This is a genomic window from Qipengyuania sp., assembly GCF_043423005.1.
Lineage (GTDB): Bacteria > Pseudomonadota > Alphaproteobacteria > Sphingomonadales > Sphingomonadaceae > Qipengyuania.
This window is the reverse complement of sequence record NZ_JBHWMI010000004.1, coordinates 79,179-92,232: the sequence shown is the minus strand read 5'-3', so window position 1 is coordinate 92,232 and position 13,054 is coordinate 79,179. Positions and strand designations below refer to the sequence as shown.

At 66.8% G+C, this 13,054-nt stretch carries 11 protein-coding genes; 7 read left to right on the top strand and 4 right to left on the bottom strand.

The window, feature by feature from the left end:
- Positions 1–30 precede the first annotated feature (30 nt).
- Positions 31–3,288, bottom strand: a complete 3,258-nt coding sequence (locus tag ACHFFA_RS00740) for a YdbH domain-containing protein (protein WP_394268920.1) — start codon at positions 3,286–3,288, stop codon at positions 31–33.
- Between the two features lie 60 nt (positions 3,289–3,348).
- Between ACHFFA_RS00740 and radC the strand changes: the two genes are divergently transcribed.
- A complete protein-coding gene (gene radC / locus ACHFFA_RS00735; RefSeq protein WP_394268919.1) occupies positions 3,349–4,062 on the top strand; it encodes a DNA repair protein RadC in 714 nt (237 codons plus the stop codon).
- Between the two features lie 6 nt (positions 4,063–4,068).
- Here radC and ACHFFA_RS00730 read toward each other — a convergent pair whose 3' ends face one another.
- Positions 4,069–6,861, bottom strand: a complete 2,793-nt coding sequence (locus ACHFFA_RS00730; RefSeq protein WP_394268918.1) for a DUF3857 domain-containing protein — start codon at positions 6,859–6,861, stop codon at positions 4,069–4,071.
- 189 nt (positions 6,862–7,050) lie between these two features.
- On the opposite strand from ACHFFA_RS00730, the gene purB reads away from it, so the two are divergent.
- The 6 genes from purB to ACHFFA_RS00700 all read left to right on the top strand — a co-directional run bounded on the left by purB (position 7,051) and on the right by ACHFFA_RS00700 (position 11,180).
- Complete coding sequence (purB, locus tag ACHFFA_RS00725) at positions 7,051–8,370, top strand: adenylosuccinate lyase (RefSeq protein WP_394268917.1); 1,320 nt, start codon at positions 7,051–7,053, stop codon at positions 8,368–8,370.
- A 52-nt stretch (positions 8,371–8,422) separates the two neighbouring features.
- A complete protein-coding gene (locus ACHFFA_RS00720) occupies positions 8,423–8,773 on the top strand; it encodes a LapA family protein (RefSeq protein WP_394268916.1) in 351 nt (116 codons plus the stop codon).
- Positions 8,773–9,450, top strand: a complete 678-nt coding sequence (pyrF, locus tag ACHFFA_RS00715) for an orotidine-5'-phosphate decarboxylase (RefSeq protein ID WP_394268915.1) — start codon at positions 8,773–8,775, stop codon at positions 9,448–9,450. Before ACHFFA_RS00720 ends, pyrF begins: the two co-directional genes overlap by 1 nt.
- Positions 9,451–9,463: 13 nt before the next feature.
- Complete coding sequence (locus ACHFFA_RS00710; RefSeq protein ID WP_394268914.1) at positions 9,464–10,102, top strand: phosphoribosylanthranilate isomerase; 639 nt, start codon at positions 9,464–9,466, stop codon at positions 10,100–10,102.
- A gap of 170 nt (positions 10,103–10,272) precedes the next feature.
- A complete protein-coding gene (rpsD, locus tag ACHFFA_RS00705; protein ID WP_394268913.1) occupies positions 10,273–10,887 on the top strand; it encodes a 30S ribosomal protein S4 in 615 nt (204 codons plus the stop codon).
- A 140-nt stretch (positions 10,888–11,027) separates the two neighbouring features.
- Positions 11,028–11,180 (top strand): hypothetical protein, encoded by a 153-nt coding sequence (locus tag ACHFFA_RS00700; RefSeq protein ID WP_394268912.1) that lies wholly within the window; start codon positions 11,028–11,030, stop codon positions 11,178–11,180.
- A gap of 36 nt (positions 11,181–11,216) precedes the next feature.
- Here ACHFFA_RS00700 and ACHFFA_RS00695 read toward each other — a convergent pair whose 3' ends face one another.
- Positions 11,217–11,909: an SDR family NAD(P)-dependent oxidoreductase gene (locus ACHFFA_RS00695; protein ID WP_394268911.1), complete on the bottom strand. Its 693-nt coding sequence runs from the start codon at positions 11,907–11,909 to the stop codon at positions 11,217–11,219.
- Positions 11,906–13,039: a tRNA guanosine(34) transglycosylase Tgt gene (tgt, locus tag ACHFFA_RS00690; RefSeq protein ID WP_394268910.1), complete on the bottom strand. Its 1,134-nt coding sequence runs from the start codon at positions 13,037–13,039 to the stop codon at positions 11,906–11,908. The genes ACHFFA_RS00695 and tgt overlap by 4 nt, the downstream gene beginning before the upstream one ends.
- Positions 13,040–13,054 lie beyond the last annotated feature (15 nt).

The window sequence follows — 13,054 nt, the reverse complement described above, 5'->3', positions numbered from 1 at the left end:
GTGCCATCATGCCATATGGTGCGGGTATCTTCATAGCGCCCCTTCGCTTTCTTCGGTCTGAATGGAGGGTTCGTCGGGAATGAGATCGTCCGGGGCCACCTCGTCCTCGACCTCGTCACCGCTGATCTCACGGCGCAGCAGGCGGGTGCCGTCGTCCGACAAGAGGCCGAGACTGCGAGGATCGCGCACGGCCGCCGGATCGTAGAGCGACTTCAGCGACGAGATCAGGCGATAGAACGGGGCGCGGATGTTGATCCGGAACTGGATCGGCAACTGGGCCAGACGGCGGGTGATGACATTGCGCGATGCGCCCTCGCCCTGGCTGACCCCGTCGAAGCGCACCCGGGTGACGATATCGCCGGTCAGCGCGCCTTCCATGCCGATCGTCATCTGGCGATAGTCCAGACTGCGCAGGGCATCGAAGGCGAAATTGGCGATCGGCGAAAGATCCTCATAGGTCAGCTCGCCGAGGTAGGAGACGTTGCCGCCCGGATCGCGCGAAACCAGTGCGCCGTCCTCGATCGAGCCGTTTCCATCCCGATCGAAAACGATGGTGACTATGCCGTCGAACACACCGGTGGCGTTGATGTTCTCAAGCTCGAACCGGCTGACGAATTCGGCGGCCTGCAATCCGACGATCTCGAACACGTAGCGACGTTCTTCCCGGGCGCCGATGTTGATATCGACATCGCGCAGGATCAGCTGTCCGCCCATGAAAGGCCATGCCCCGCCCCTCACCCCCAGAACCTCGCCGCCGCGAAGTTCGAAGGCGACTTCGCCATCCGTCACCTCAACGCCCGGATTGATCGCTGCGACCTTCAGTTTCTGGCCCGGGGCGGTTGTCAGGCCGAGGAGGTCGGTGAAAACGATCGTCCCGCTCGCCCCGCGCACAGGGCCGAAGGCGGCGGCGAAATCCAGCGCTTCGGACGAGAAGCTGCCCGTGCTGGTAACGGTGCCGTCGCCCGCCCAATCGATCCGCCCGGTTCCGCTTACGATGCCGCTGACATTGGCAACGACGCCGAAGGCGAGCCGCGTGAGGCCATCGGGTTGCAGGTCGCGATCGAACAGGATTCCCGGGACGGCAAGATCGGCATGGCCGCTGCCGGTGGCGAGACTGTGGCGAATGCTGGTCGAGGCGACGATCCGGTCGCTTTGCGGATCGCGCAGGTCGGCCGATGCGGAGATCAGATTGTCGCGCAGGACGAGCGATGCCTCGCGCGCGATCAACGGCTCGAACCGCGCCGGCTCGTTGCGGTCGGAAAGAGTGAGCGCCCCCTGCTTCAATGTCAGGGCACCGTCGGCATAACGCCATGTGCCGCCCGCCTCGCTGATGTCGAGGGGAACGGACGGCAGGGTCACGTCGGCTCCGGCGAAGGTGCCGCCGATGTCGGGGCCGAGCCGAGCATCGAGATCGCTGATGGCAAAGCGCGTCGGCCGGTCAGCCGGCCCCAGCGCGACCGACAGCGTGCGGGCACGCAGGACGCCGGGATAGGCAAAGGCGATCGGGCCGCTGTCCAGTACGACCGGGGTCGAGCCGAGCATGCCGGCAAGGCGAAGCGAAGGCGCACCGGCAGCCAGCCGCAACGAACCGTCGCGATAGGCAAGTATCGGACGGCCCGTCGCCGGGCAGACCGTCAGGTCCTGTCCCCGGATCGTCAGATTGGCATAGCGCAGCGAGCGGAAGTTCGGGCGGATACAGCCCTGCCACAGGGTCAATCCGCCGCCCTCGGACAGTTGCCCGGATACCGGCAATTCCAGCCCCTCGACACTGCCGCCGGGAAGCGCGCCGCTGGCAATGATGGTTCCGGCAAAGCCCAGCGCGCCGCCGGGCGACTGGGTGAGCGTCATCGCGGGAATGGCGAGGCGATCGCCGCCGACCGCATAGTCCTCCATCCGCAGCCGAAACACCCCGGCCCCGTTCGCGCCGCGCTCCATCCGCCCGGTCAGGCGGGGCAGGTCGCGCCCGGCAAGCGCCAGGTTTCCGGCCAGCGTCGAGCCGGTGCCGGAGGAACGCAGTTCGATGCGCGAGAGCGCGGCAATCCGCTGGCCGCTGCCCCCGGTAATCTCGGCCCGGGGAACGATCAGGTTGTAGCCCTGCGGGGTGGTGCGCAAGCGCAGTTCCGCGTCGAGCGCACTGCCCCGCGCCTCACGCCGCAGGGCTGCGGCCATGCGCCCTATCAATGGTGCGAGCATGGTGCCCCGGGTGGCCTCGACCCCGCCTTGCAGTGAAGAAAGCGCACTTTCGCCCAGACGCAGCCCCCCGCTTTCGAGAGTGGCGACAATTTCGGTTCGCTGACCGGGCAGCGAGCGGGCCGAGCCTTCGAACGTCGACAGGGCGGCGGCGACCTGCGCTGTCTCGAGCCCCCGCCCGACCAGATTGTAGCGCGCGGACCACGCCCCCGCGCCCGCTTCGCCCCGGACGGTTCCGGTAACCCCGGAAAGCGCCGCGAAGGGTGCCCGGGCGGTGCCCGTCTCGATCCGTGCGGTCAGCTTGAGGCCAGAGAATTGTTCGTCGGTCGTCAGGTCGGCATCGGCATCGAGCGCGGCAAGCGTCATCCCGCCGGCACAGGCGATATTGCGCGCCCGTATCGGGCCGGTGAAGCGTGGCACGCCCCCCTGGGTCGCGATCCGGCCATAGGCGGTCATGCTGTCTGCCGCGCAGCCTTCGACGGACACGCCCGGCATGGTTGCTGCTACGGTGCCCCTGAAGCCGTCCGCCAGATTGCCGCTGCCATCAAGCTTGAGCCCGGCGATGCCGTAGGGCGTTTCGATCCGCCCGCGCCCGTCCTGCAGAACCAGTTCGATGTCGGGCAGGCCCGTCCCGCTCTCGTCTTCGCTGTAAAGGAACCGGTCGAGCGTGCCGAACGAAATTCTTCCATCAACCATTCGCCCGTAGAGGCGCGGGGCGATCAGCGTGATCCGCCCGATCTCGGGATAGCCGAAGCGGTGCCGAAGCCTGACGATGGCCCTTTGCGCGGTCAGGTCCGGACGCGCCGGATCGCCCACCACGATGTTCGAGACGATCTGCGTGCGCGCGCCGATGCGCTTGATCGTATAGGTCGCCGGGATGCCATAGGTCTGCAACTGATCCGCCACCAGATCGTCGGCCAGAACGCGCCGGTTGTTCCAGGCGAGCAAGGCGGCCAGCAGCAGCAGCAGGAACAGGATACCGGGCCAGGCCCAGCGCTTCTTGCGCCAGCGCGGGCGCCGGGGCGCAGCATCCGGGGCGACGAAAAGCTCCTCTTCCGCCGCAAAATCCTCACCCGCCCGGTCCATACCCTCGCGCACTTGCGCAATGCGCGCGGCAAAGGCAATGCGCTTGATCAGGCGAGGACGAAGGGGGCGCGGATGGCGCGACGGGCGCAGGGCGAAGTGCCCCAGAATGGCACGCCGCATTCCGGCATCGGACATCGCGAACGGCTCCGGCAGCGGCTGCTCGGCGGCGGGGCGGAGGCGCTGGCCGACTACGAGTTGCTCGAATACCTGCTGTTCGCCGCCATCAGGCAGGGCGATACCAAGCCGCTGGCCAAGCGGCTGATCGCGCAGTTCGGATCATTTGCCGCGGCAATGAACGCCGAACCTGCCGCTCTGGCGCAGGTCAAGGGCATGGGGGAGGCTAGCGCCGCCGCGCTCCACGCCGCCGCCCTCGCCGCCCGGCGCATGGCGCGCGGGGCGGTGGAGGAACAGCCGGTTCTCGGCAGCTGGCAGGCCCTGCTCGACTATCTTGCGATCGACATGAGCCACCTGCGGCACGAGCGCGTGCGCGTGCTGTATCTCGATACGCGCAACCGGCTGATCCTCGATCATCTGGCCGCGGAAGGTTCGATCGACGAGGCCGCGATCCACCCTCGCGAAGTCATCCGCCGGGCGTTCGACATCGGCGCGAGCGCGCTGATCCTGGTGCACAACCACCCGAGCGGCGATCCCGAGCCCAGCCGGGCCGACATCGCGATCACCAACCGCATCGCCGAAGCCGGACGCCTGCTCGGCGTGACGGTGCATGACCACGTGATCGTGGGCAAGGGTTGCCACGTCTCGATGCGGGCGAAGGGCCTCGTCTGACGCCCGCTATCTGGCGGGCACCAGACCATAGGCACGATAGCGTTCCGCGATCGCCGGTTCGATGCGCAGGGCATGCTCGATATCGCGCGCGGCCGCGGCCCGATCGCCCCTCTTGGACAGGATGACGCCCCGCAGATAGAGGCTTGCCGCCATCCCCGGCTGCTTGCGCAGGACGGCGTCGATATCCTTCAGCGCCTCTTCGTCGCGGCCGAGGCGGTGATAAAGCATTGCCCGGCTATCGAGCACCGGCGCATCGTAATCGCCCACGCGCACCGCCTTGTCGCACAGTTCCGCGCCTTCATCGAGGCGGTAGGACCAGGTCGCCATGAACCAGCACTGCGAATTGAGCAGGCTCTTGTCCGACGGGCGATCCTCGGTCGCGGCAACAAGCTTCTGCCACGCCTCGTCCTTGCGCGCGGTGCTCCCGGCGATTTCGGCAAAGGTCATCGCCACCTGCGAAGCCTCGTCCCCCGACAGGTCGAGATCGTCGAGCACCGCCAGCGCTTCCTCGTGGCGACCCGCATAGGCCAGCGTCATGGCATGGGCCGAGGCCGTGTCCAGGCTGCCGTCGAGGTCGTAGGCCTTCGCAGAAGCTTCGGCCGCATCGCCGAACCGGCCCATGCTGGACAGGATGTTGGAGCGCAGCAGATGCCCCTCCGCCGTCGCGGCGCTGGCCAGCGTGCGATCGACGTCGGCAAGAGCGCCTTCGTAGTCGCGCATCGACATCCGGAAAGCGGCCCGGAAGGCGGGCATCTGCGGCTCGTCCTTCATGAGGTCGACCAGCGTGGTCACCGGCGGGATCAACGTGCTTACCCGTTGCCTGATTTCCGCGTCGCTGAGTTCCCAGGAACGGCGCGGATCGGTGATGCGGATTTCGGGATCCTTGCTGACCAGCGACCGCATCGCCGCCTTCTGCGCGGCGATTTCGCGGGCGGGCACTTCGATCGGCACATAGCTCGCCATGTCGCGCACGGTCAGCGTGCGGCCGGCGAGTTGCGCTTCGCGGGACAGGCGGGTCGAGGCGACGACCTGTTCGGCAAGATCGGGCTCGCCCCGCATCTCGATCACCCCGTCGCCTTCGGGCAGAACATAGGTAACTTCATAGCGCGTCGTCATCGGACCGCCCGGCATATAAGGGATGTCACGCCACGCCGCGCGCGACCGATCGGGATCGAACGACCAGTTGGTCGATGCGGTATCGATGTCGAGGTTGGCGGTATTGCGCTCCAGCTGGAAGGGCTCGAACACGATGCCGCGCGCGTTCAGGCGGCCGACGCCTGCGACCTCGTCATAGGTGAACGTGCCCTCATAGAAGATCGCGTCGATGAAATCCTTGAAATAGTTCTGCGCGTGCGACAGCTGGGTGCGGGTATCGCTTTCGGCGGCCCGGGCTTCCATCCACGAAGCCATCTGCCCGCGGGTTTCCACCTCGAAGTCGACCAGGCCGGGCAGATCGACCCCGCGGCTGTAGTCGTAGCGCAGCTTCATCACCCGGTCGGCCGATGCCGGCCAGCGCTGTTCCAGCTTCACCAGCTGCGCATCCTGCGCGATCAGCGGCAGGGCATAGGCGAAGTGCGGTACTTCGTCGATATTGGCAAGGCGCCCGCCCGAACCGGTGCCGTCGAGCCAGTAATCCTTGCCGTCGATCCGGGCGTGAACGATCACGTGATCGAATGCGCCGGGCAGCGGCTGCCACCGCGAAACCGCATCGCCGTTGTCGGTATTGACGAGGACCGGCCGCGCCTCGATCCCCATGTCGTGCAGCATCGCCAGCAGCAGCAGGGTCTTGGCCTTGCAGTCGCCGTAGCGCAGGCTCCAGGTATCGGCGGGGGATTGCGGCAGATAGTTTCCGCCGTTCATGCCGTTGGCAAGATAGTTGATCTCGTCCTGAACGCTTTGCAGCGCGAGCGCCGCGCGTTCGAGTGGGGTGCGGGCGGCGCCGCTGATCCGCGCGACCTCCTTCGCCAGGGCACTGCCGGGCGCAATCGTCCCCTCGGTCGCATAATGCGGCGCCATCACTGCCGCCACTTCCGCCCACGAGGCGAAGCTACCCGCCGCCAGCATGGGCGCCATGCGATAGCGACCGGGCGCATCCTGCGGAATTTCGTCCTGCTTGGCGATGGGCAGCATTACCTCGACCGTGCGGATGCCGTTTCTGACCGGCAGTTCGGCCACTTCGGCATCGCCGATACTGCTGAAGTTCACGTCGCTATCTGCGGGCCACGACATGCGCAGACGACCGAAACCGACCTTGGCGGGTTCGGCCATGTACCCCTCGATGGCCTGCATTTCCTCGCGCAGTGCCTGATCCTTCAACGTCGTCGACACGGTGAAGCGCAGCACGTCCCCCACCCGGGCACCCGGCACCTTGACCACGGCGGTCAGCATTCCGTCGATCGAGCGGCGCTCAAGCTCGCTTTCGCGGCGGATGACCTCGGGCTTCACGCCCTGGGCAAGCAGGTCGATCACCTCCTTGCCGCGTCGCAGTTCGAGACGGTGGACGATAAGGTCGCCCTTGTCGGGCATCCACGCGAACTGGAGCGTGCCGAGCCGGCCGAGGATTTCCGAGCTGCGCAGATCGTACGCCATGTCGACATAGCGCTGCACCACCCCGTCCTTCAGCATGACCTGGCGATCGGCCAGGACCAGTTCCTGGCGGTTCTTCATGGCGGCATCGATATCGGCCGGCACGACCCATGAGGGGGCGGCGGCGTAGGCGACCTCCTCGCCGGCGAACGCCGGGGCGGGGGCGACGATGAGCGCGATAGGCGCAGCTGCCAGAAGATACTTTGCGACCATGGGAATTCCTCTCGGCCAAGACGGATAGTCGATTCGCCCCCGCTTCTCAACGGCTGGTCGCCCCTCTGCATCACTTCGGCGCATTATGATGCCCGTCCGCAACGATCGCGGCGGGGGCACACTGCTTGCCTCCGGTCGCGTCACCCCCTAGCGGCGCCGGTATCGTCATCCATCTGCCGGAGCCTTCCGATGGTCCCCCGTTACGCCCGCCCTGAAATGACCGCCATCTGGGAGCCCGAGGCACGCTATCGCATCTGGTTCGAGATCGAGGCCCATGCCACGCAGAAGCTCGGCGAACTGGGCGTCGTTCCGGCCTCTGCCGCACAGGCCCTGTGGGACTGGTGGGCGACAGGCCCCAGGATCGACGTTGCCGCGATTGACGAGATCGAGGCGGTCACCAAGCATGACGTGATCGCCTTTCTGACCTGGGTGGCGGACAATGTCGGCGATGAGGCGCGTTTCATGCACCAAGGCATGACCAGCAGCGACGTGCTGGACACCACGCTCGCCGTCCAGCTCGCCCGGGCGAGCGACATCCTGCTGGCCGACCTCGACGAACTGCTGGCGGCGATCCGCCGCCGCGCGCTGGAGCATAAGCATACCCCCACAATCGGGCGCAGCCACGGGATCCACGCCGAACCCGTCACCTTCGGCCTCAAGCTCGCGCAGGCCTATGCCGAGTTCGACCGCTGCCGCAGCCGCCTCGTCGCGGCGCGGGCGGAGATCGCCACCTGCGCGATCTCCGGCGCGGTCGGTACCTTCGCCAATATCGATCCGGCGGTCGAGCAGTATGTGGCCGAGAAGATGGGACTGACGGTCGAACCCGTCAGCACCCAGGTCATCCCGCGCGACCGGCATGCCATGTTCTTCGCCACCCTTGCGGTGATCGCCGGCAGTATCGAACGGCTCGCGGTCGAAATCCGGCACCTGCAGCGGACCGAGGTGCTCGAGGCGGAAGAATACTTCTCGCCCGGCCAGAAGGGATCGAGCGCGATGCCGCACAAGCGCAATCCGATCCTCACCGAAAACCTGACCGGACAGGCCCGGATGATCCGCGCCTATGCCTTGCCGGCACTGGAGAACGTCGCCCTGTGGCACGAACGGGACATCAGCCATTCTTCGGTCGAACGGTTCATAGGTCCGGATGCCACCATCACGCTCGACTTCGCGCTTGCCCGGCTGACCGGCGTTATCGACAAGCTGCTGGTCTATCCGGAACGGATGCAGGCCAACATGGACCGCATGGGCGGGCTGGTTCATTCGCAGCGCGTCCTGCTGGCGCTGACGCAGGCCGGTGTCAGCCGCGAGGATGCCTATCGCCTGGTGCAGCGCAATGCGATGAAGGTCTGGGAATCCGATGGCAGGCTGCAATTGCTCGACCTGCTGCAGCAGGACGACGAGGTGACTGCCGCCCTCCCCCCGGAAACGCTCGCGGAGAAGTTCGACCTCAATTACCATTTCAAGCACGTCGAGACCATTTTCGAGCGGGTCTTCGGCGAGGTTGCTTGATGAACCCGCCCGCCCCGCCTAGCATCGCCGCCAAACAACGGTGGGAGAGCGCGTGATGCAGGTCGTACGGACCATCCTGTGGGTATTGCTGCTGGTCGGCGTTCTGGTCTTCTCGTTCGGCAATTGGGACAAGGAAATCGATGTCCGCATCTGGCCGGGCATCGTCTGGGAAACCCGTATCCCGGCGCTGGTGATCGTGGCGTTCCTGATCGGGCTGGTTCCGACTTGGCTCTATCACCGCGGCGTGCGCTGGCGGCTGAAGCGTCAGAACCAGGCGCTGGAAAGCTCGATCGCCCGCATCAATACGCGGCACGACGAGGCCGCCACCCATGCGCCGCCAACCCGGCCGGGCGGGCCCGACCTGCAACCCGATCCGGTGGACCGGGAGCCGACGATCCGCTGATGGCGAACCCGCTGTATCTGGCGCTGGATGTTCCGCGACTGGCCGATGGCCTCGCGCTCGTCCGGCGGGTGCGGTCGCATCTCGGCGGGGTCAAGCTGGGGCTGGAGTTCTTCTGCGCGCATGGTCATCACGGGGTGCACGAAATCGCGCAGGAGACGCGGCTGCCGATCTTCCTCGACCTCAAGCTTCACGATATTCCCAATACCGTCGCCGGCGCGATGCGGGCGATCAGCGTGCTGCAACCTTCGATCGTCACCGTCCATGCCGCGGGCGGCCGGGCAATGATGGAGGATGCCAAGGCCGCGGCAGACGAGCATACCCGGGTTGTCGCCGTCACGCTTCTCACCAGCATGGACGAACGCGATCTCGCCCGCACCGGGGTGACCGGCGCGCCATCGGATCACGTCCTGCGGCTGGCAGAGCTAGCGCAGCAGGCCGGGCTCGACGGGATCGTCTGTTCGGGGCAGGAAGTCCGTTCGGTGCGCGACCGGTGGAAGGACGGTTTCTTCGTCGTCCCCGGCTTGCGCCTCGCCAGCGGGTCGAGCGGCGACCAGAAGCGCGTCGTCACTCCGCGTCAGGCGCGCGACGATGGTGCCAGCGTCCTCGTCATCGGGCGGCCGATATCGCGCGCGGACGATCCGGTCGCGGCGGCGCGCGAGATCGAAGCCTCGCTCTAGCACACCCGGCAGCATGGCGATGATCAAGATTTGCGGCGTGTCGACGCCTGCTATCGCCGCTGCCGCGATTGCCGCTCGGGCCGATTACATCGGTCTCGTCTTCTTCCCCCCTTCCCCGCGCAACATCAGCCTCGCCGACGCGCGATTGCTGGCACAGCGCAGCGATGGGCAGATCCGCCGGGTGGGCCTGTTCGTCGATGCGGGCGATACCGAGATTGCAGAGGCGGTTGAAGCGGGCCAGCTCGACGTGCTGCAATTGCATGGCGACGAGACGCCCCGACGCGCCTTCGAACTGCGGCAGAGGTTCGGTCTGCCGGTGTGGAAGGCGATTCCGGTCACCACGGCAGACGATGTCGCCCGAGCGGCGGCCTACCGCGAATGTGCGGACCTCGTGCTGTTCGATGCGCGCACCCCTGCCGATGCGGCGATGCCCGGCGGCATGGGTCTGCGCTTCGACTGGACCTTGCTGCACGGCTGGCGCGGACGGACCGGCTGGGGGCTGGCAGGAGGGCTGGCGCCTGGCAATGTCGCCGAGGCCATCGTGCAGACCGGCGCGCCGCTGGTCGATACCTCGTCCGGCGTCGAAACATCGCCGGGGGCCAAGGACGAAGCTCTGGTGCAGGCATTCTGCCGCGCCGCGCGCGATGCTTGACCGCCGGCGCGTTCCTGCTATGGGCGCGGCTTCGCGAATTGGCTCCGCACCCCGGTGAAGCGGCGGCCGCGCTGGACCTTGCGTCCAGCGGTGCGATGCCGGGTTCAATGGCTGCGGTCGGTCTTGTGGTGAGGCCGGCGGGCAGTTCAGCAAATCGAAGGACACGACTCATGTCGAAGCGCAAGAGCGCCAAGTACAAACTCGATCGCCGGATGGGGGAAAACATCTGGGGTCGTCCGAATTCGCCGGTCAACAAGCGTTCCTACGGGCCCGGCCAGCACGGCCAGCGGCGCAAGGGCAAGGTGAGCGACTTCGGCCTTCAGCTGCGCGCCAAGCAGAAGCTCAAGGGCTATTACGGCGACGTGACCGAAAAGCAGTTCAAGCGCACCTATGCCGAAGCGTCGCGGATGAAGGGCGATACCAGCCAGAACCTCATCGGCCTGCTCGAGCAGCGGCTCGACATGGTGGTCTACCGCGCCAAGTTCGCGCCGACCATCTTTGCCGCCCGCCAGATCGTCAGCCACGGACACATCTATCTCAACGGCATCAAGACCAACATCGCTTCGGCGCGGGTCAAGGTCGGCGATGTCGTCAGCCTCGGCAACAAGGCGAAGGACATGGCGCTGGTGATCGAGGCGCAGAGCCTGCCCGAGCGTGACATCCCCGACTACGTCGCACCCGACGGCACCGACAAGGTGACCTTCACCCGCGTGCCCAAGCTCGACGAGGTGCCCTATCCGGTGACGATGGAACCCAACCTCGTGGTCGAGTTCTACTCGCGCTGATCCGGCCCATTGCGGGACACAGGGAAGCGGCTCCGTTCGGGGCCGCTTTTTTGTTGGTATTCGTCGATTTTGCAGGGGGTTGCATGGAACCCCCGAACAGCATTGGGTGTTTCCGCAGCAGCATGACACAGTATCGTTTCGTGACCCCAAAACGCGCTGGCAAATGGTACGATTCGCTCCGCGACGCACAGGCATTCGCGTGCCGGATCGGGGCAGGCTTCCTCGATGCCGCCGGCACCTTCGTGGCCTATCGCGGAACGATCCTCGAACTGCGCGAGAAACTGCCCGCCTGACGAGCGGCACTCAGCGCACGGCGGCGAACTCCGATATCACGGCGCGATCTCCGTTCCGTCCCAGGCAAGGATGCGCCCGGTCGTCCGGGCATCGCAGCGGTCAAGCACATCCAGCAGCGCGGTCGCGGAAGTTGCCGGGTCGAACAGCTGGCCCGCCGGCACATTGCGCTGGAATGGCGCGCTCAATCGGGTGTCCACGGTTCCGGGATGAAGCGCGACGCAGAACGCCTGCGGACGGCTGCGCGCAAGTTCGATCGACAGGCTGCGTACGAGCATGTTGAGCGCCGCCTTGCTGACCCGGTAGCCGTACCATCCGCCAAGGCGATTGTCCGCGATGCTCCCGACCCGCGCCGACAGCGCGGCGAAGCCCGCCCGCCGATCCTCGCTGAGCAGCGGCAGGAAATGCTTCGCCACCAGCGCCGGTTCGATGGCATTCACGGCGAACTGCTGCGCAAGCGCATTTGGCGCAAGCTGCCGCCAGGTCTTTTCGGGCTGGATGCCGGGCGCGTGAAGCATGCCGGTCGCAACGATCACCAGATCGCATGGGCCCCCCGCGCCTACGCTGTCCGCCGCCGCGGCGATGCTGCCCTCGGTCAGGTCGATATGGCGGTCGCCGGCTTCGCTGCGCGCCAGCCGGACGACTGCCGCGCCGTGGGTCTCCAGACCTTTTGCCAGCGCGCTGCCGATCCCCCCGTTCGCCCCGATGACGACCGCGCGGCGCCAAGTCATTTTCCGCCGCCGGCGCAATAATCGTCGCGGAAGGCGTCGGCGAAGCTGGCGAACGTACCAGCGACAATTGCATCGCGCATGGCCTGCATCAGCTGCTGGTAGAAGGCGATGTTATGCTCCGTCATCAGCATCGCGCCCAGGATCTCGCCCGCCTTGACCAGATGATGAAGATAGGCGCGCGTATAGGTCGAGCATACCGAGCACGCGCACCTTTGGTCCAGCGGCTCGCTATCCTCGGCAAAACGCGCATTGCGCAGATTGAGCGGGCCAGCCCAGGTGAACGCCTGCCCGTTGCGGCCCGATCGGCTGGGCAGCACGCAATCGAACATGTCGACCCCGCGCTCCACCGCGCCGACAAGATCGTCGGGCTTGCCCACCCCCATCAGGTAGCGCGGACGGTCAGCGGGAAGCTGGCCGGGCGCGAAGTCCAGCGTGGCGAACATCGCCTCTTGCCCTTCCCCGACGGCGAGCCCGCCGATGGCATAACCGTCGAACCCGATGTCGGTCAGCGCCTCGGCCGATGCCTGCCGCAGATCGCGATCGAGGGCGCCCTGCTGGATGCCGAACAGCGCCGCGCCTGCCGCGTGTTCGCCCCCCGCATCGAAGGCAGCGCGGCTGCGTCTGGCCCAGCGCATCGACATTTCCATGCTGGCGGCGATCACGTCGCGCGGCTGGTCGGCCCGCGGGCACTCGTCGAAAGCCATGACGATGTCCGAGCCCAGCAGCCGCTGAATCTCCATCGAGCGTTCCGGTGTCAGCATGTGCCGCGAGCCGTCGATGTGGCTGCGGAACTCGACGCCCTCTTCCGTCAGCTTGCGCAGGTCGGACAGGCTCATCACCTGATAACCGCCGCTGTCGGTGAGGATCGGGCAGTGCCAGTTCATGAATCGGTGCAGCCCGCCGAGCCGCGCCACCCGCTCCGCCCCCGGACGCAGCATCAGGTGATAGGTGTTGCCGAGGATGATGTCGGCGCCAGTTGCCCGCACGGTCTCGGGCTTCATCGCCTTTACCGTGGCCGCGGTGCCCACCGGCATGAAGGCCGGGGTGCGGATCGTGCCGCGCTGCATCGCAATCTCGCCGGTACGCGCGCGTCCGTCGGTCGCATGGATGGTGAAGGCAAAGCGGGTCATGGCGCGCTGCGCCTA

What these genes read in the sequence shown, in the direction of transcription:
- radC (WP_394268919.1), top strand. Translation starts at nt 3,349, where the DNA reads ATGGCGCGACGGGCGCAGGGCGAAGTGCCCCAGAATGGCACGCCGCAT.
- ACHFFA_RS00730 (WP_394268918.1), bottom strand. Translation starts at nt 6,861, where the DNA reads ATGGTCGCAAAGTATCTTCTGGCAGCTGCGCCTATCGCGCTCATCGTC.
- purB (WP_394268917.1), top strand. Translation starts at nt 7,051, where the DNA reads ATGGTCCCCCGTTACGCCCGCCCTGAAATGACCGCCATCTGGGAGCCC.
- pyrF (WP_394268915.1), top strand. Translation starts at nt 8,773, where the DNA reads ATGGCGAACCCGCTGTATCTGGCGCTGGATGTTCCGCGACTGGCCGAT.
- ACHFFA_RS00710 (WP_394268914.1), top strand. Translation starts at nt 9,464, where the DNA reads ATGGCGATGATCAAGATTTGCGGCGTGTCGACGCCTGCTATCGCCGCT.
- rpsD (WP_394268913.1), top strand. Translation starts at nt 10,273, where the DNA reads ATGTCGAAGCGCAAGAGCGCCAAGTACAAACTCGATCGCCGGATGGGG.
- ACHFFA_RS00695 (WP_394268911.1), bottom strand. Translation starts at nt 11,909, where the DNA reads ATGACTTGGCGCCGCGCGGTCGTCATCGGGGCGAACGGGGGGATCGGC.
- tgt (WP_394268910.1), bottom strand. Translation starts at nt 13,039, where the DNA reads ATGACCCGCTTTGCCTTCACCATCCATGCGACCGACGGACGCGCGCGT.